The 19,048-nt window shown below is 46.7% G+C and carries 17 protein-coding genes and 1 other annotated feature; of the genes, 2 read left to right on the forward strand and 15 right to left on the reverse strand.

What is annotated here, in order from left to right; all coding sequences use genetic code 11:
* Nucleotides 1–10 precede the first annotated feature (10 nt).
* The 11 genes from der to MKY01_RS19850 all read right to left on the reverse strand — a co-directional run bounded on the left by der (nt 11) and on the right by MKY01_RS19850 (nt 9,005).
* Nucleotides 11–1,333, reverse strand: coding sequence for a ribosome biogenesis GTPase Der (der, locus tag MKY01_RS19800; protein ID WP_017687684.1), 1,323 nt, complete (start codon nt 1,331–1,333; stop codon nt 11–13).
* A 185-nt stretch (nt 1,334–1,518) separates the two neighbouring features.
* A complete protein-coding gene (gene rpsA / locus MKY01_RS19805; protein ID WP_036607712.1) occupies nt 1,519–2,733 on the reverse strand; it encodes a 30S ribosomal protein S1 in 1,215 nt (404 codons plus the stop codon).
* Between the two features lie 142 nt (nt 2,734–2,875).
* The gene (locus tag MKY01_RS19810; protein ID WP_036607713.1) at nt 2,876–3,463 is read right to left on the reverse strand and encodes a lysophospholipid acyltransferase family protein; all 588 of its coding nucleotides are present in this window, start codon (nt 3,461–3,463) and stop codon (nt 2,876–2,878) included.
* The gene (gene cmk, locus MKY01_RS19815) at nt 3,460–4,164 is read right to left on the reverse strand and encodes a (d)CMP kinase (RefSeq protein ID WP_339283250.1); all 705 of its coding nucleotides are present in this window, start codon (nt 4,162–4,164) and stop codon (nt 3,460–3,462) included. Before cmk ends, MKY01_RS19810 begins: the two co-directional genes overlap by 4 nt.
* A gap of 103 nt (nt 4,165–4,267) precedes the next feature.
* Nucleotides 4,268–4,492 (reverse strand): hypothetical protein, encoded by a 225-nt coding sequence (locus MKY01_RS19820; RefSeq protein ID WP_036607715.1) that lies wholly within the window; start codon nt 4,490–4,492, stop codon nt 4,268–4,270.
* Between the two features lie 63 nt (nt 4,493–4,555).
* Nucleotides 4,556–5,209 carry a flagellar brake domain-containing protein gene (locus MKY01_RS19825; RefSeq protein ID WP_315372454.1) on the reverse strand — a complete coding sequence of 218 codons (654 nt, stop codon included), beginning with the start codon at nt 5,207–5,209 and terminating at the stop codon, nt 4,556–4,558.
* A 148-nt stretch (nt 5,210–5,357) separates the two neighbouring features.
* Nucleotides 5,358–6,704: a germination protein YpeB gene (gene ypeB, locus MKY01_RS19830; RefSeq protein ID WP_036607717.1), complete on the reverse strand. Its 1,347-nt coding sequence runs from the start codon at nt 6,702–6,704 to the stop codon at nt 5,358–5,360.
* Nucleotides 6,705–6,825: 121 nt separating this feature from the next.
* Nucleotides 6,826–6,996 (reverse strand): hypothetical protein, encoded by a 171-nt coding sequence (locus MKY01_RS19835; RefSeq protein WP_164783335.1) that lies wholly within the window; start codon nt 6,994–6,996, stop codon nt 6,826–6,828.
* Nucleotides 6,997–7,110: 114 nt separating this feature from the next.
* The gene (gene prsW / locus MKY01_RS19840; RefSeq protein WP_017687676.1) at nt 7,111–7,806 is read right to left on the reverse strand and encodes a glutamic-type intramembrane protease PrsW; all 696 of its coding nucleotides are present in this window, start codon (nt 7,804–7,806) and stop codon (nt 7,111–7,113) included.
* A 43-nt stretch (nt 7,807–7,849) separates the two neighbouring features.
* Complete coding sequence (locus MKY01_RS19845) at nt 7,850–8,464, reverse strand: genetic competence negative regulator (protein ID WP_017687675.1); 615 nt, start codon at nt 8,462–8,464, stop codon at nt 7,850–7,852.
* A 187-nt stretch (nt 8,465–8,651) separates the two neighbouring features.
* Entirely contained in the window at nt 8,652–9,005 is a 354-nt protein-coding gene (locus MKY01_RS19850) for a hypothetical protein (protein ID WP_036607724.1), read from the reverse strand.
* A 94-nt stretch (nt 9,006–9,099) separates the two neighbouring features.
* On the opposite strand from MKY01_RS19850, the gene MKY01_RS19855 reads away from it, so the two are divergent.
* Nucleotides 9,100–9,996: a polysaccharide deacetylase family protein gene (locus MKY01_RS19855; protein ID WP_076249993.1), complete on the forward strand. Its 897-nt coding sequence runs from the start codon at nt 9,100–9,102 to the stop codon at nt 9,994–9,996.
* 45 nt (nt 9,997–10,041) lie between these two features.
* Here the strand turns inward: MKY01_RS19855 and MKY01_RS19860 are convergent, their stop codons facing one another.
* Genes MKY01_RS19860 through MKY01_RS19870 form a run of 3 tightly spaced genes read right to left on the reverse strand, consistent with a single transcriptional unit; the run spans nt 10,042 to nt 11,911 of the window.
* Entirely contained in the window at nt 10,042–10,839 is a 798-nt protein-coding gene (locus MKY01_RS19860; RefSeq protein ID WP_339283254.1) for a metallophosphoesterase, read from the reverse strand.
* A 29-nt stretch (nt 10,840–10,868) separates the two neighbouring features.
* Nucleotides 10,869–11,321 (reverse strand): hypothetical protein, encoded by a 453-nt coding sequence (locus MKY01_RS19865; protein ID WP_315372560.1) that lies wholly within the window; start codon nt 11,319–11,321, stop codon nt 10,869–10,871.
* On the reverse strand, nt 11,318–11,911 hold the full coding sequence (locus tag MKY01_RS19870) for a type II CAAX endopeptidase family protein (protein ID WP_339283256.1): 594 nt from the start codon (nt 11,909–11,911) through the stop codon (nt 11,318–11,320). Before MKY01_RS19870 ends, MKY01_RS19865 begins: the two co-directional genes overlap by 4 nt.
* 335 nt (nt 11,912–12,246) lie before the next feature.
* Nucleotides 12,247–12,477 (forward strand) — a binding site (T-box leader).
* 199 nt (nt 12,478–12,676) lie between these two features.
* On the opposite strand from MKY01_RS19870, the gene serA reads away from it, so the two are divergent.
* Nucleotides 12,677–14,272 carry a phosphoglycerate dehydrogenase gene (serA, locus tag MKY01_RS19875; protein ID WP_047843574.1) on the forward strand — a complete coding sequence of 532 codons (1,596 nt, stop codon included), beginning with the start codon at nt 12,677–12,679 and terminating at the stop codon, nt 14,270–14,272.
* A 195-nt stretch (nt 14,273–14,467) separates the two neighbouring features.
* On the opposite strand, the gene MKY01_RS19880 is transcribed toward serA, so the two are convergent.
* On the reverse strand, nt 14,468–19,012 hold the full coding sequence (locus MKY01_RS19880) for a collagen-like repeat preface domain-containing protein (RefSeq protein WP_339283258.1): 4,545 nt from the start codon (nt 19,010–19,012) through the stop codon (nt 14,468–14,470).
* Nucleotides 19,013–19,048 lie beyond the last annotated feature (36 nt).

Genomic DNA, 19,048 nt, shown 5'->3' on the forward strand with positions numbered 1-19,048 from the left:
CACTTCTCCCCTAACTTTCGTCGGACTTCTTCCGAGTAAATATGCGAATTGGTGTTCCTTCGAAGTCAAACGCTGCACGGATTTTATTCTCCAGGTAGCGCTCATATGAGAAGTGCATCAATTCCGGATCGTTCACAAAAACAACCATGGTCGGTGGCTTAACGGCAACCTGAGTCACATAGTTAATTCTCATTCTCCGTCCTTTATCCGTTGGCGGAGGGTTAATTGCAACCGCATCAGACACCACATCGTTAAGTAGATGTGTTTGTACACGTAACGAGTGTTGATCTGCTACCCTTTTCACAACCGGTAACAATTTTTGTAAGCGTTGTTTTGTGAGGGCTGACAAGAATACGACTGGAGCATAAGTCATAAACAGGAAGTGATCCCGAATTTTTCTCTCAAACTCTTTCATCGTTTTGTCATGCTTCTCTACCACGTCCCATTTGTTCACAACAAACAATGACGCTTTACCAGCTTCGAATGCATATCCTGCAATATGCTTGTCCTGTTCAATAATGCCTTCTTCACCATTAATGACAATCAGAACAACATCTGCACGCTCAATCGCACGCATCGCACGCATTACACTGTATTTCTCAGTTGTTTCATATACTTTACCACGCTTACGCATACCTGCTGTATCAATCAGCACGTAACGTTGGCCGTCTTTTTCAAAAGGTGTATCAATCGCATCCCGGGTCGTTCCAGCCACGTCACTTACAATGACACGCTCTTCACCCAGAATAGCGTTCACCAGTGAAGATTTACCCACATTAGGACGTCCGATCAGAGCTACACGAATGACATCTTCATCGTAAGTCTCTTCCTCAAGTTCTGGCAACTTCTCCACAATTGCATCAAGCAAGTCACCTACACCTGTACCGTGACTTCCGGATACGCCGATGGGATCACCGAAACCAAATCCATAAAACTCATAAATGAGCTCACTTCGTCCGATATTATCCACTTTGTTAACGGCTACAACAATAGGCTTGCCTGAGCGGTAGAGCATCTCTGCTACCTCTTCATCCGATTGCGTAATACCTGCTTTTGCATCACACATGAATACAATAACATCCGCTTCTTCAATAGCGAGCTCTGCTTGCATCCGAATCGATTTTAAGATTACATCTTCACCATCAATTTCGATACCACCTGTATCAATGATACTAAATGGTTTACCGTTCCATTCACCGATTCCATATATACGGTCACGGGTAATGCCCGGCTTGTCTTCCACAATGGCCAGTCTGTCGCCGATGATCCGATTGAAAATGGTGGATTTACCCACGTTCGGTCGTCCGACAATTGCCACAACGGGTCTTGCCATACATTCCACTCCTCCTGTCCATACTTACGATACTCATCATAGCAAAAAAGATATATCTTGGCTAACGTTTCATGCCAAATTACTCGCAATAAAAACAATCGGCGAACCCGCCTTGGGCTCGCCGATCTTGCTTTTGTTATTCAGCAAAATATGCAGTATATAACTTAGAACCATGCATTGTTAACTTATTTGAATTTGCTGAGTTTGTCTCCAAACAGTTCGCCAAGCGTAGTGCTCATACCTTGATTGTTCAAGGAAACGTTTGGATTGTTGATTTCTTCACGCGGAGCGTTGTTTCTTGAAGGTCTTTCTGATTTTTGTGGTTGAGCTGGAGCTTCTTCTGTTTCTTTGATGCTCAAGCTTACACGTTGCTCAGAAGGGTTCATGTCCAAGATTTTAACTTGAACTTCTTGTCCTTCTTTCAGCACTTCATGAGGAGTGCCGATGTGTTTGTGGGAGATTTGCGAGATATGCACAAGTCCCTCAACACCAGGAGCGATTTCAACAAATGCACCGAAGTCTACCAGACGTTTTACAACACCTGTTACGATATCGCTGGAATTGAATTTTTCGCTTGCTGTTTCCCAAGGACCTGGTTGAACAGCTTTCATGCTCAGGCTGATTTTGCCTTTTTCAGGGTCAACTTTCAGCACTTTCACACTAACTTTATCACCTTCAGACAGTACGTCGGATGGTTTTTCAACGTGTGTCCAAGCCAGCTCGGATACGTGAACCAAACCGTCAACTCCGCCCACATCAACAAATGCACCGAATTGAGTCAAACGTTGTACTGTACCTTCGATCACTTGACCTTCTTGCAAACCAGCCATTACTGTAGCTTTGTTTGCTTCGAATTCTTGCTCCAGTACGTCTTTTTGGGAAAGGATCACTTTGTTGTTCTCACGGTCGATCTCTTTCACTTTAACACGCAGTGTGCGTCCTTTGTAGTCGCTGAAGTCTTCAACGAAATGGCGTTCAACCATGGAAGCCGGGATAAATCCACGTACGCCCACGTCTGCTACCAGACCGCCTTTAACAACATCACCTACAACAACTTCGAATACGTCTTGGTCTTCAAAATGCTTTTGCAATTGATCCCATGCGTTTTCGCTGTCGATTGCACGTTTGGACAAAACGAGTTTTTCTTTCTCGTCGTCGATGCTAAGAACTTTAGCTTCAACTTCTTGTCCAACTTCTACTGCGTCAGACGCGCTGTCAACATGTAATGAAGACAGTTCACGAATTGGAATGACACCGTCATATTTATATCCAATGCTCACATAGGCTTGGTTATCTTCCAATTTGACGATGGTTCCTTTTACGGTATCTCCTTTTTTCAAGGAAACGAATTGATCCAACTCATCTTGGGTTGCTTCTTGATTTTTCATTTCTTCCGACATGTCAAATACCCTCCTCAATTCAAAAACCCCATTATATTCAAACCTGCCTGTAGCAGAGTTCAAAACACTTTCATCACTGAGTGCTCAAACTTTAGTCTCCCTCAAAAATATGGAAACATGCACTCAGCTACCGACGAAGCCATTACTTGCTTGGCACGCCCGTTTGCACCATCTCGTTAATCTTGGACATAATCTTTTCAGTCGCCTTCTCCAGAGCTTCTCCAGATGGGTCTTCCTTGAACTCGTCCAAACTTACTGGTGCTCCATATACAACTTTCATCTTACGAAAAACTTTGTAGTTACCGATAATAGCAGTAGGAATAACTGTAGCGCCACTGCGGAGAGCAAAACTCGCTGCCCCTTTTTTGCCGATACCTCCATCATTGTGACGGCTTCCCGAGGGGAAGATTCCAAGCACTTGACCATCACGCAAAATATTGAGTGAGGTTTTGATGGATTCCTTGCTGACACCTCCACGTTTAACGGGGAAAGCGCCCACGGCTTTAATAATTCGGCCGAGTACCGGAATTTCAAACAATTCGCTTTTGGCCATGAAACGTACCTGACGGCGAAGTTTGATACCAACGGTTGGAGGATCGAAGTTACTAATATGATTGGAACATAAAAGTACGCCGCCTTCTTTCGGAATATTCTCCCGTCCAACGGCCTCCAAGCGGAAAAGAATGGTATAAATGATCCGCAGTAATGTGCTGCAAAATGTGTAAATCATAGACCGATCTCTCCTCTGACCATTGTGCAATAAGATACGATTTTGTCAACCACTTCATGAATGTTCATCTCCGTTGTATCAAGGACAATAGCATCCTCAGCACAACGCAATGGGGAAATATCCCGATTCTCATCCAATCTGTCACGGGTGGCAATGTCTCGCTCCAGCTGTTGCAACGTCAGTCCTTCAGAGGGGTCCAGTTCTTTGAAGCGGCGAAGCGCACGCTCTTCCACACTGGCAGTCATGAAGATTTTCACTTCCGCATCGGGCAGTACTGTCGTTCCGATATCGCGTCCATCCATGACGACGCCCTTGCGCAAAGCCATTTGCCGCTGAGTATCCACTAATTGCGTACGCAGCCCCTCGATTTGCGCATATCGGGACACGATTCCCGTCACTTCACGGGAGCGGATTTCCGAGGTTACTTCTTCCCCATTACAGAACACTTTCTGTCCGTCGGGATCCGGTTGTAAATCAATGACCAGCTTTTGGGCTTCCTGAAGTACCTGTGTCACATCTTCCGGTGTAATACCTTTCCGAAGCATATGCAAGGTTACCGCACGGTACATTGCGCCTGTGTCGACGTATACATACGCGAGCGCCTCTGCAACCAATCGGGCCACCGTGCTTTTCCCGGCACCGGCAGGTCCGTCAATTGCAACGTTCATTTTCCCGTTCTCTGATGTGTTCTGGCTTGCCAACGGGGCATTCCTCCTCAAACGATAAACCTCAATAAAAAAACAGGCATTGCCTGCATCGTGAAAATTATACCACACTCTACACATGGATGCAAAAACAGACAAATCAACGACGGTTGTAATCATTCATCGTTTGCACTTCAATTGGCGTTCCTTCCAGGCGGTCAATGGTGGTCAAATTCTTTTTGAAGCCTGGTACCAACAGCAGCAATTGATATACCACAAGCAGGATTAGAAGGGCTGCAATCAGAATCGTAACCTTTCGTTCCATTCGCCTGGAGAAAACATAATAAAGTCGTTCATATCTGCGGGTTGCATGACGACGATTCAAGGCAATACCTCCGTTTTTTTCATTACGGTACCCGCAGTTCCCTCTCTTTATGCCACAACATTCCTATTTCGTGCGATAGTCAAGTTGCCGCTCAAAACAAAACTTGATAATTTTCTGGCGCTCCGAATCTGAAATCTGCACAAATTTCAACATGCATAGCTGTCTGCCGGTTTCCAGGGTTTTGATCCGCACAACTTCAGCTTCAAAATTCACATGTTCAATGGTTGAATTCCGGTAGGGAACCAGCAACCAGCATTTCAATTTTTGACCTTCAGCTATTGAGAAACCTGTTTCGCCGTAGATGGACAATCCACCACCGCCAATATCTTCAGTCAATCCGACAGCACGGGTCAGATCTTCACTCTGGATGGCCAATTCGAGGTTTGCATGAACACGAAGAAAGCTACGCCGTTGTATTTTGGATATATCGCTCGGAAGCGGTTTGCGGATACGGACAAGACGGACCACATCTTCCTCAAATCCCGTGATATAGGTATTAAAATAATGCCGGACCCCATCCTCCGTAATATATGAAATGGACAATTCATCTCCGAAAAAGAGCCTTTTCAGACGGCTGCTTCCTTGTTGCATTGGGACCTCAATCAGAAAACTGCTGTCATCCATATCTGCAATGCGTGATTTGTACTCTTTGTGTTCCTCTTTTTCATCTGCAGAAGCAATCTGGATGTATAAAATTTCATTTATTTTCGGAAACAAGCTGTTCACCGCCACTTTATGTATTTATCTTCGTATGTACAAGGACTATTATACCATGACCTTTCTCACATTGAACAAGAAAAAAACAGACCACATCGTGGTCTGCCGCAGTTATTCGCTCAACTTCAAATTCAAATTATCCATCTTTTTATGAGGTTGCATTGACCGGTTTGATCTCTTCAACCGCTTCTTCTATTCCTGTATTCGCATTAATGTATATCCGGTAACGAGAACCGTTAATTTTCCCTCCGAATTCATAACACAATACTTCTTTGCTGTAATCATTCTCAATCAGGGATTTGCGAACATAATTTTCTTCGAACTCCGAATTAAGCTTTTTCCGCGCCTGTTGCTCCGTAAGAGTTGCTTTCGGAATTTTGCGCATGTCATTATGTTCGTAAACAAAGTCACTCGCCTGGAAGCCGGTTACTTCGCCTGTATCCAGACCTACACGAACTGACATTTTCTCGGGATAAATCAAGGTGTCCCCTTGCTTACGCACATAAGTAAGGTTACCCAGATTACCATATTCATCGTAGTTTACAGCCTTCATATCCTTATAGCCTTTGTTCATTAGAAATTGATCTGCTTTAGCCATGGCATTCTGACGAGACACTTTTTTGGTTCCGATTGGACGCGTATCACTGTAAGAGATCAGCATTCCGCCATTACGGGTGAAATCCATCATCAGTTTGCCATTGTTGGCATGATCAATCGTGGCAGTGTAGGACTCCCAGTCTGTTCCTTTGCCGTTCTCCTGCACTTGGATTTTGCTACGATCCGCATCAGAGAATTTTGCAGCCTTGCTCTGAATCTGTTCTTTGGTCACCGGCAAGCCGTCCAGTTTCTTGACTGATCGTTTTGCATAGATGTTGGATACGGAAGGACCCCAATCAAGCTCCGGGTATTCCTGTACCTTTTTGTTTACAGTACGAAAACCATCAACGATCGTGTTGTCCATGGTTTGCTCTTGTGTTGCCATGGCAGTCTCTGCATCCATCCAGCGCAATCGGTCCGTCAGGACTTTCTGCTGCACATCCTGCAGATTCTTGGTAATCTCGGATGAATTCTGATACAGCTTTTTCAGGTTGCCCATTTCCTTCTCACTTAGCGGTTCGTTCGTCAAGTCACGCATCGACGCCCGATAGGCAAAGTTGGAAATACGCGAGAGAAACTCCTCTGTCTCGTTAAATGGCAGCATGGTGAGTGGCAGTTGGTTGATCTCATTCTGCGCTTCACTGGTGAGTCGCCATACATTCATCAAACCTTTGCGATGCATCCCCTGTGATGTAGAGTGAACCGCCAAGGTGTTGCCAATCTCCGAATGCAATTTGTCCATATGAAAAGATAAATCGTGAAATGCACGCTGATATTGATTCTCTGCCTTGATCAGAATTGCATTCTTCTCCTGATTCTCCTGATAGCCCCACACGAGCGCACCGACCAGCAGAACCGCAAATATCGGAAACATAACTGAACTTAATCGTTTATACATCGGTAGAGTCTCCTTTCTTCTAAACCACTACCTCTATTGTGGATCGAAGAAAGATCTCTTATGCATGCGATTTCCAGTCCTTACACAAGCAGTCTGCTAAAGTAGCGTTTGGGTCCTCCTTTTAATTCAGCTGAATCCCAGTTGCCATGCCCTCTTCTTCAATTTCGAACTGGTCTCTGTTATCACATAGGCACTGCTTGAATCCCGTCTCAATCCGGCCCCGATCTTTCTTGCCTCGTAATGTAAATCGTTCACCGCATTGTTTGCATCTGATTTTAATTTTAATTCTCATCACAACGATCTCCGTTTCTGTCGGTCATTCCCCGGGAGTTTATCTGTAAAAATAAAAACACACCGGAGTCATAGGCGCAATATGCGCTTTATGTCCACCAGTGTGTCCGTATTTTTATAATTTAACCTCTTCCTCCCGCTTCACAAAACGAAAAGGAGAACGGTTATTAGCTCGTGTGATTTTACCCATTGCCCCATACCACAGGCCCGCCATTAGCGGCGCTATAAACCACAACCAATGATTCACCATGGTGTTCATGATGACATCGTACAATGCATGCCAGAAAAAAGGTAACACCAGAGAAAGAACCAGATACCACCGCTTTTTCTTACCACCGATAAACTTGGCTTTACCCATATAATAACCCATGATTACCGCAAACATAGCGTGCCCTGAAACAGGGAGCAGTGCCCGAAGGAACATGGCTGAGACGGATGCATTCCCCGCAAAGGCATACAACACATTCTCAACAGTGGCAAATCCAAGTGAAACAGCGACTGCATATAAGATCCCGTCATACGGCTCATCAAATTCGGTGTGATTATAGATGATATGATAAAGTACGAACCATTTAACGAATTCCTCCACACCACCTGAGATCATAATGGCCTCAAGATAAGGATTATCCCCGAGCCACATCATCATGCCACGCTGAATAATCATCACAGGCAGTACCATCAGAATACCCATGAGGAAAACCCGCAATACCATATGAAGTGGCTCATAATCATAACGGTCTTTCAGGTAAAAGTATGTTAACAAGGCGAGACCCGGAGCAACTGCTGCCGCTAAGACCGAAAACAAAAGCACCGAAATTCCCTCCTCTGACTAAAGACGCGATTACAACTAGAGATTAATCCTGGCGTTTGAAGTGGGTGCAGATAACATCAATCGCTTGTGCAGGAATAACAACCTTACCATACTCTTCCATGACTGCTGGAGTAACTGAGGAGCCTTCGCCAAATTCAGCAAGCAAGGCAATCAATGCCGCATGTTTGGTGGAATCTACCTCATCTGGCTCCAAATGCAAGAACCACTTGTCTTTATAGGAATAAAGTCTCCCAGCATCCGTAACATGCTGACGCAACATATGTGCAGCTTCAATGAGCACTTCAAAGTCCTTGAATGCATAAACAATGGAATCGCTTTGCTCGAGTGTAACTTCCATTTCATATACTTCTTCAGGAAGATCATCTTCATGACCTAAACCATATTGTTGCGGATCATATTTTCCACGTGTGACAATGACAACCATCCCTTGAGCGGGAAGTGCGAATACTTCGACAGCGAGTGGACCTGTGGCATCAAATCCAAGTTCGGAATAGGCCTGATCCATCATTTCAGTGAACAGTTCATGAACCTTAGGTATTTCCTGCCACATATCTTCTTTTTGTATTCCGCGCTCGCTCAGATCGTCAAAGGTCAGGAAAATCCGTATCTTATCGTGACTTAGTCGTTCTATTTTCATACAGGATCTCCCCTTTATAAGCAAGTCTTATAACAGATTATGAAGCACAAAACAATATGTGCTGAAAATAAATCTATGTAGTTATGTTATCATTTTATACCTCTAAATGCACGAAGTAAAATCGACAAAAAAAGAATCATTCCACAGCAAATCAAGACTGTGGATGATTCTAATTGGAGGTTTTGGTTTATAAACCCGGTACTGTTGTGTTTGTTTGGCTTAAAATTTGCTCAACTTCATGCTTCACATCGGGATTGGTGCGAATAAAATCTTTGAGCATGCTCATATTCGCTTCTTTTTCCTGCGGTGTGATTGCTCTTGCGGTCTTTGCTGCCGGATTTTTGTGGGATTCACCATGTTGATTTTGCTTGCTTGTGAACCCGTCCATACCCGGGAAAGTCATTTCCATCATCTTATGTTTTGCCTGATCCATCATATTTCTTGATGAACCCGATGACATCATGGGCAATTTGCCTTTGGACAGCCATGAACTGGCTGCAACACCAATGACAATGCCCCAAAAAAAGGATGAAGCCTTCATTACACCAACCTCCTTCAAGTGTTAAAATCATATTTAGTGTTTGCGGTAGTGAGCGATCTCATTCCGTATAATTACAGGAAAGCGAGTTGAAATCATGTTTAGACATACCGCCGCATTGATCATTGCTGCAAGTTTGCTGTTGTCAGCTTGTGGGACAGCGGAAGAAAAAACATCTGATAATTCCACACCAGCGGGCGAATCAACTACCACGGTTCAAGAAGAGCAAGGTAACTCTAACCCAACTGAAACAGGAGAACCCGGAACTGGTGTGCCCGAGTCTTCAACGGAAGATTCAACTGCGACAGAAGAAGAACCTGAATCTTCGGAGAAGGTTTCTACAGAAGAGAAAGTGGAAAAGACGTATCATATGAATGAAAATTATTATATTAAACCAAACGATGAAGCGAGCCCAAGCAAAGTAGTCTTGTTAACTTTTGATGATGGACCCAAAGAAGAAAAAATGATTACTTCACTGATCGACACTTTAGATAAACATAACGCTAAAGCGATATTTTTCGTCAATGGATATCGGGTGAAAAGCCATCCGGAATTGCTCAAACTCATACATGATCGGGGTCAGATTGTAGGCAATCATGCCTGGGATCATGAGGATCTCAAAAAAATGTCCAACGCTGAGGCGGCAAAACAGGTTACAGATGTCCAAAAAATAGTGAAGGATACCATTGGTGAGGAACCGCAATTCTTCCGTCCACCTTTTGGTTCGGGAAATGATGCACTGAAGGCTGCTGTGAAGAAAAATGGCATGTTATATATGACTTGGTCTAATGGTTCTCTCGATTGGGATAAAAGCACCAAAGACAACCCGGAAAAAGTCATCCAAAATGTACTCGATCAGTTAAATCCCGGAAGCAATATTTTGATGCATGAGTTGCCATGGACGGTTGAAGCATTGGATGAGTTGCTGACCAAGCTCGAAAAGAAAGGTTATTCCTTTGTTGATCCGCGTGCAATTGAATTGGAAGCTCGTTAAATTGTAATTTTGCGCATTAAAATAAAACAGCCTTGATCCAATGGATCAAGGCTGTTTCTCTGTGAGTGCTTTTTCCGCGGGCACTCTTAACGTGATGATATGCATCTCCGCAGGACAACTTAGTCGGAGAGGAAGATGATTTGTACCGTATCCTCTGCTAACAAGCATTTTGCCTTCTTGGTGAATGTCCTCCGGACTTCGCTTCAGGGAGTACCACCCGTTCGATACGGGACGATACGCTTTGCTCAGGAACACAGGTCCGAAAAATGGTAAAACCAATTGTCCGCCATGTGTATGACCACTTAAAATAAGATCTGCATTTTCTTCCAAGCGAAGGGCCTGCAAAGGATCATGGACGATAGCAATTTTGCAAAAACGGTTACTGATCTGCTGTAGTAATACATCGCCCTGTTTGGAACGATAGTCTATGCCGATCAGGCTCAATCTGTCGTTGCCCCTTTGCAGATATTCTACATTATCCTGCAGGAGCCTAACGTCCGATTCCCGAAGGATTCGCGCAAGTTGAGCGGTACCAGCCCTCTTGTCATGGTTGCCATACACCGTAAATGAAGGAGCAATGTTCGATAAAATTTTCATGTTATGTCTAACTAAAGACCATGAGATTCCTTTTTCCGCAACATCCCCACCGATGAGAACCCAGTCCACCTTGTTTTTAACGTTTGCCAGATTCTTCTGCTTCAGCTTGCGCTTGTGCGTGTCGGATACATACAAAATCTTAGCCCCGTCAAAGGATGTTGGCAGATGAGGCACTTCAACCTCTTCTTCAATCATTAGATGAATATGGGCTTCACGCCACATATGAAAAAGCAGTAAAACTCCCATTAAAATGATTAAACCTGCGAGTAAAAGCATTACCACGGCAAGGGAAGGAACGTATTGAGAGCGGGTGCCCCTTCAACCCCCCACCAAACCAAACTAATCGTTAACATGACAAAAATAAAAATGAGTGAATTGACAAACCTCTTGCTCAATTTTAACCGACGTGAAGGATGTAATTCTGTCCGTGTAGGAAGCGAACCCGCTTCGGGGATCGATTCTTCCGTTGTATTTGGCGTTTTCTTGGAGCGTGATGGTGCCCTTTGAGGAAGTACTGGACTTTCCAGTTTTTCTGTATAGGGCTTGCGCTGTGATCTAGGTAAAGAAACGGAAGTAATTGGTGTGATTCCGCCAACCTCAGCAGCTGCTGCCGTTTCAGCAACGATGCTTACTTGAGAAGCCACCTGACGCTCGGATTTCTCTTTTTTATCCGATTGACGATGGCGCTGACTGCCATATGTCTTCATTCTACTTAATGGCTGATTCATGATCCCCTCCGAAAACGTATCGCTAATCCGGACACCAAATCAATAATAAAGTGACATAGTATAGGCGCCCATAATGTGCCGGACTGCAAGTAAATCCAACCCAATCCATAACTTGAGACAAACACCCAGCCTGTTGGAATCCAGTGGCGCAAATAACGAATATGGATAACTGCAAATAAAATACTTGTCCAGTAAGGACCGATGGCATGTTGGATGGCTCCACGGAATAATAATTCCTCACACACAGCAACAATGGCTGCTATACATACAATGTGCCAGATCGGACGCCCACGGAACAGCATATCGTTAATTCCACCGTCATCCATGCTTTCCTGAGGTATAACATACGACAGTACCAAGTCCATAACAAGCATTATTCCTGCAAGACCAAGACCCCACCATATAAATTGGTAATTGTCAGGCCATGCGAGTACATCTAACAAGTTTCGTTTCTGCAATAAGATCCACACAACTCCGATAATCAGTGTCAGACCTTGTGTAAAGTATAGATTGATTAAAAGCAAACGCTCGGTAAGCTGCTGTGGCTCAGCCTTCTGAATCTTGAACTTGGGAAACTTGAATTTTTTCATCGGATGCGTCTGTCCTCTTGAGTTAAATTTGATGGATAACAATTACGTTGTCCAATCGGATAGTATACTAAATGATAGCCAAAAAACCAATTAGGTTCAAGGCCTGCCCCAAGTCCTGGTTAGATGTCCGTACCATTACTTCATTAAAGCAGTAAAATTCAGTTCACCAAACAGCTTACTTTCCATCTTCTTGTGGTAGGTATATTAACTATTGTATTACTTATGGTGACTCTGTTTATGTGTGAATCTAAAGACATCTGCAAAACATTTTAAAACATTTAAGCCTATTGACATGCTCATGTCAGCCATGATACATTATGAAAAAATTAGTCACGTTAAACACGATGATGGAAAAAAGACGTTGCTTCGTCTTACAGAGAGCCGATGGTAGGTGTGAATCGGTGGCAGGCAAATGGTCTTGAGCGCTCCTGAGTTATTGCATTGAAATTGGAGTAGGTGCAATCGGTTTAGACCCGTTATCCTCTTCGGTCTTCATTGACCGCTAAGACTGTCGTTGCGAAACGGCGGTGAATTAGGGTGGTACCACGACAACTCTCGTCCCTTATTGCGCAAGCAGTATGTGGATTGAGAGTTTTTTGATTTATTTTAAAGGATATCTGTGGGATCACTCTATTTGCTTCACCTTCCCCCTCTGTTGCGACACCGCGTTGTTGGGCGGAAGAATCAACCTGGTTTTAAGGAATACCTCTTCGCTGAGGTCAGACCTTGACGATATAGATACACATACCTAAGGAGGAAGAAACCATGTACAAAGTGTTAGTGTCGGACCCAATCAGTGATCTGGGGATCCAGCAACTGGTGGATGCAAATGATGTTGTTGTTGAGAAGAAAACCGGTCTTAGTGAAGATGAACTTGTTGCCATTATTGGTGATTATGATGCCCTCTTGGTTCGCAGCCAGACTCGTGTTACAGATCGTATTATGACGGCTGGTACCAACCTTAAGGTGATCGGACGTGCAGGTGTTGGTGTAGATAACATTGATCTGGAAGCTGCTACACAGCGCGGTATCATCGTTATTAATGCACCTGATGGCAATACCATCACAACCTGTGAGCACACGTTTGCCATGATGATGGCATTGGCACGACACATTCCTCAGGCATATGCCAAGACTATTCAGGGTACGTGGGATCGTAAAACCTTCCTGGGTGTGGAATTAAGAAATAAAACGCTCGGTGTACTGGGTATGGGACGGATCGGTAGTGAAGTTGCCAAGCGCGCCAAAGCATTCGGAATGGACATTCTTGCTTACGACCCGTTCCTCACGGAGGAGCGTGCCGAGAAGCTGCAAGTGAAGCTGGCTAGTGTAGATGATATCATTCGCAATGCGGACTTCATGACCGTTCACACGCCATTAACACCGGAAACACGGCACATGATTTCACGTCCACAATTCGAAGTGATGAAAAAAGGCATGCGTATCATCAACTGTGCTCGTGGTGGAGTTGTTGACGAGATGGCACTTGTCGAAGCCATTGATCAAGGTATTGTTGCTGGTGCAGCATTTGACGTATTCGAAAGCGAGCCGCCAGCCGCTGATCACCCGTTCCTGAATCACCCAAGCATTATCGTTACGCCTCACCTTGGTGCGTCCACAGTAGAAGCGCAAGAGAACGTGGCTATCGATGTGTCGGAACAGGTGCTTCACATTTTGCGTAACGAACCGTTCAAAAACGCAGTTAACATGCCGGCTGTTGCACCAACCGTGATGAACAAATTGCAACCGTATTTCAAACTGGGTGAAACGTTGGGTAGTTTTGCAGCACAGATTACACAAAATGCAGTGCAGGAGATTCGGATCGACTATGCTGGTGAGCTTTCTGAAGTAGATACTTCTCCTCTCACTCGTTACATTGTGAAAGGGATTCTCGCCAGACATTTGGGTGGGGAAGCCAACATCGTTAACTCCATGCATCTGGCCAAAATCCGTGATCTGAATGTGGTTGTAAGCCAAACCTCAACAACTAAAGGATTTACTAACCTGATTACCGTAACATTGGTTACAACTCAGGATGCTGAGGAACGTCGTGTAGCAGGTACATTGCTTGCAGGTTATGGAGAACGTATTGTTCGTCTGGACAAATTCCCGGTAGATATCGCTCCGGAAAGTCATCAAATTTTGATCTCCCACAACGATAAACCAGGTATTATCGGACGTGTAGGAACCCTGCTTGGACAAAACGATGTCAACATCGCATCCATGCAGGTTGGACGTAAAATTATTGGTGGTGCAGCAATCATGATTCTGACCGTAGATAAAGCTGTTCCAAAAGATGTACTTGTGCAGCTTGCTGCGCTGCCTGAAATCAATACTGCTGTTGAAATTGTTCTGGAATAATCCAATATATTTCTATATGTAAAAGGAAAGACGGGACCCTCGTGGTTCCCGTCTTTTTTCATGTACTCGCTGAAATATCGGTGAAGAAGATTGCAAACAAAATATTTGTGGAATTGGAAAAGGGGTGCCCATCAACCCCATATAAACTCCGCTTCTCTTGGTCAATGGAAATAGTCTTAATACGTTATCGAACTATTAACTTAACTGAATAATGTTTAGTGTAGACCCCGGAGGAGAAAGAACGGCTGCGCCAACAAGCCCGAATAATTGTAACTGTATTGTTGAACCAGCGGTAACGGTAACCATAAAGTCAGACTGCAGCTGACTGAGAGAGAGTACTGGAGATACTACACTCGCTGGAATAGCTGTACCGTTAAGTAAAACCCGAGATTGGATAGCAAGTGCAGCTGTCAGATTTATTTTGTATGAGATATAGTAGCGACCTGCGTTGGTCAGTGTGAAGGTGTCATTAGCCCCATTGACGGTTATACCTGTGCCAATATTTTGGTTATTCGGTAATGGAACGAGTGTACCACCCAATATTACAACAATCGTACCATTAGTGTTCTCAGCAAAAGCCGAATTAGATGTTACAGTTGTTCCGGTTGCACCTGTTGCTCCGGTAACTCCTGTACTTCCGGTACTTCCGGTTACACCGACTCCCGTTGCTCCCGTTATACCTGTGGCTCCGGTTTCCCCCGTCGCACCAGTCGCCCCGGTACTTCCCGTTACGCCAACTCCCGTTGCTCCTGTTATACCTGTCGCTCCGGTTTCACCAGTGACTCCAGTTACTCCAGTACTTCCCGTTACGCCAACTCCCGTTGCTCCTGTTATACCTGTGGCTCCTGTTCCTCCAGTCGCACCAGTTACTCCAGTACTTCCTGTTATGCCGACTCCTGTTGCTCCCGTTATACCTGTCGCTCCGGTTTCACCAGTGACACCAGTTGCTCCGGTACTTCCCGTTACGCCCACTCCCGTGGCTCCTGTTATACCTGTGGCTCCGGTTTCCCCCGTCGCACCAGTTGCCCCGGTGCTCCCCGTTACGCTGATTCCCGTTGCTCCCGTTATACCTGTCGCTCCGGTTTCCCCCGTAACACCAGTTGCTCCGGTACTTCCCGTTACGCCCACTCCCGTGGCTCCTGTTATACCTGTGGCTCCGGTTTCCCCCGTCGCACCAGTTGCCCCGGTGCTCCCCGTTACGCTGATTCCCTTTGCTCCCGTTATACCTGTCGCTCCGGTTTCCCCCGTAACACCAGTTGCTCCGGTACTTCCCGTTACGCCTACTCCCGTGGCGCCCGTTATACCTGTTGCTCCGGTTTCACCAGTGACACCAGAAACTCCGGTACTTCCTGTTACGCCGACTCCTGTGGCTCCTGTTATACCTGTGACTCCTGTTCCACCCGTGACACCAGTTGCTCCGGTACTTCCCGTTACGCCCACTCCCGTTGCACCGGTTATACCTGTGACTCCGGTCTCCCCCGTGACACCAGTTGCTCCGGTACTTCCGGTTATGCCGACTCCCGTTGCTCCTGTCACACCTGTTACGCTTACTCCCGTTGCGCCAGTCAATCCCGTTACGCCTGTTGCTCCTGTTTCCCCTGTAGCACCAGTACTACCTGTTACACTTACTCCTGTGGCTCCTGTGATCCCCGTCGCCCCAGTCAACCCTGCAACACCAGTCGCTCCTGTTTCACCAGTTGCCCCGGTTCCTCCAGTTACTCCTGTTGATCCTGTTACGCTTAGTCCCGTCGCTCCTGTAATTCCCGTCGCCCCGGTCAACCCTGCAACACCGGTCGCTCCTGTTTCACCAGTTACTCCGGTTGATCCCGTTACGCTTAATCCCGTGGCTCCTGTAATTCCCGTCGCCCCGGTTAACCCTGTAAGACCTGTCGCTCCTGTTTCACCAGTTGCCCCGGTTCCTCCAGTTACTCCTGTTGATCCCGTTACGCTTAGTCCCGTCGCTCCTGTAATTCCCGTCGCCCCGGTCAACCCTGCAACACCGGTCGCTCCTGTTTCACCAGTTGCCCCGGTTCCTCCAGTTACTCCTGTTGATCCCGTTACGCTTAGTCCCGTCGCTCCTGTAATTCCCGTCGCCCCGGTCAACCCTGCAACACCGGTCGCTCCTGTTTCACCAGTACTTCCCGTTACTCCAACTCCAGTTGCACCCGTCACACCTGTCGCTCCTGTTTCGCCGGATGCTCCGGTACTTCCTGTTACTCCAACACCAGTTACACCGGTTGCACCCGTCACACCCGTTGCTCCTGCGCCCGCAAGCAATGTGTAATCCGGTGAAGTCCCCGGCGTTCCGGTTGGCGATGCCACATTTGCAATATACGTACTACCGTTAAACGTTACAACTTGACCCGCTGGATATGTCGGGGCTACAGCTGGATCGAATGGCACGATACCACTTAAACCTACGCCTGTCGCTCCTGTTTCGCCGGATGCTCCGGTACTTCCTGTTACTCCAACACCAGTTGCACCAGTTGCACCCGTCACACCCGTTGCTCCTGCGCCCGCAAGCAATGTGTAATCCGGTGAAGTCCCCGGCGTTCCGGTTGGCGATGCCACATTTGCAATATACGTACTACCGTTAAACGTTACAACTTGACCCGCTGGATATGTCGGGGCTACAGCTGGATCGAATGGCACGATACCACTTAAACCTACGCCTGTCGCTCCTGTTTCACCAGTTGCCCCAGTTCCTCCAGTTACTCCTGTTGATCCCGTTACGCTTAATCCCGTGGCTCCTGTAATTCCCGTCGCCCCAGTCAACCCTGTAAGACCAGTCGCTCCTGTCACTCCGATACTTCCCGTTACTCCAACACCAGTTGCACCCGTCACACCTGTTGCTCCTGCGCCAGCAAGCAACGTGTAATCTGGTGAAGTCCCCGGCGTTCCGGTTGGTGACGCCACATTCGCGATATACGTACTGCCGTTGAACGTTACAACCTGACCCGATGGATAAGTCGGGGCTACGGCTGGATCGAATGGTACAATGCCACTTAAACCTACACCTGTCGCTCCCGTGACCCCTGATGCCCCTGTAACTCCGGTACTTCCCGTTACTCCAACTCCAGTTGCACCTGTCACACCCGTTGCTCCCGCGCCAGCAAGCAACGTGTAATCCGGCGATGTGCCCGGCGTTCCGGTTGGTGACGCCACATTCGCGATATACGTACTGCCGTTGAACGTTACAACCTGACCCGCTGGATACGTCGGGGCTACGGCTGGATCGAATGGCACGATACCACTTAAACCTACGCCTGTCGCTCCTGTTACGCCCGATGCCCCTGTCACTCCGGTACTTCCCGTTACTCCAACACCAGTTGCACCCGTCACACCTGTTGCTCCTGCGCCAGCAAGCAACGTGTAATCTGGCGATGTGCCCGGCGTTCCGGTTGGCGATGCCACATTTGCAATATACGTATTACCGTTGAACGTTACAACTTGACCCGCTGGATACGTTGGGGCTACGGCTGGATCAAATGGCACTAGCCCTGTCAATCCCGCCCCGGTTGCTCCCGTTACACCTGATGTACCTGTGGCTCCTGTAGGTCCTGCACCTGCAAGCAATGTATAGTCTGGAGAACTTCCTGGCGTACCCGTTGGCGAAGCGACATTTGTAATGTAAGTACTGTCACCAAACGTGACGATCTGTCCAGCTGGATATGTTGGGGCTAATGCGGGATCGAATGGCACGATGCCACTTAATCCTGCACCTGTGGCTCCAGTTGCACCAGTCGCCCCCGCAGCAGCGATTAATGTGTAATCCGATGAAGATCCTGGTGTTCCTAGAGGACCAGCTACACTCGTAATGTAAGTACTACCGTTATACGTAATTACTTGACCTGCTGGATAACCCGGGGCGAGCGCTGGATTAAATGCCACGGCTCCTGTCAAACCAGCTCCGGTTGCTCCCGTTGCTCCAGTCGTCCCACCCAACAGCAAAAGAGTGTAGTCTGGAGAACTTCCGGGTGTACCCAAGGGGCCATTTACATTAGCAACATAAAGACTACCCTCGTAGCTTACTACTTGACCTTGAGCATAAGTTGGTCCCAGTGCAGGATCAAACGCCGTAATATTGTTCAAACCCACACCAGGTGCTCCTGCCGGACCCTGTGCTCCCTGTGGACCAACTGGGCCAACCGGTCCTACTGGTCCAATTCCTCCCGGTGTTCCAGTATCCCCTTTCACCCCAGGGACTCCTGGGACACCTGGTACCCCCGGGACTCCTGGCACTCCCTGTGGGCCGGCTGGTCCGGTAATCCCTCCAGTTCCAAGAGTTGTCGTCGCACGGCTTAGCGATATGGAGATCGATCGAATTAATCCCACAAGTTTATCTTTTTCTGCAGGAGGTACTTCCAGAAGCAGCGTCACACTTAACAAGTCATCCAGTAAGTTTTGCAAGTTACCTGCGAGATTAATAAGAGGAACAGGAACAACCTCTGAACCTGCAATCGTTAATTCCAATACGGCTTGTAATTCTGCCTTTACTCCGGCACGAAATCCGGATTGATTTACAAAAGTAAGTAACTGGCGTAATCCATTCTGTAATGACAGTATATTGGCTGAAGTCGGCTGACTGATTGCAGCAGGAATAGCCACAGCCAAAGAACGCAGTATGGATTCAAACTGCTCCAGTTCGCTTGTGGTTATTGGAATAAACGGAGAGCCTGCTCTAAAAGATCTGCCTTCCAGGAAAGCTTTAATATTGACCCTTTTTCGATCATCGGACATGCTTAACTCAATCCTCCTCTATCTTGCTTGCTTTTC

It is taken from the genome of Paenibacillus sp. FSL R5-0486, from assembly GCF_037975155.1.
Classification (GTDB): Bacteria; Bacillota; Bacilli; order Paenibacillales; family Paenibacillaceae; genus Paenibacillus; species Paenibacillus amylolyticus.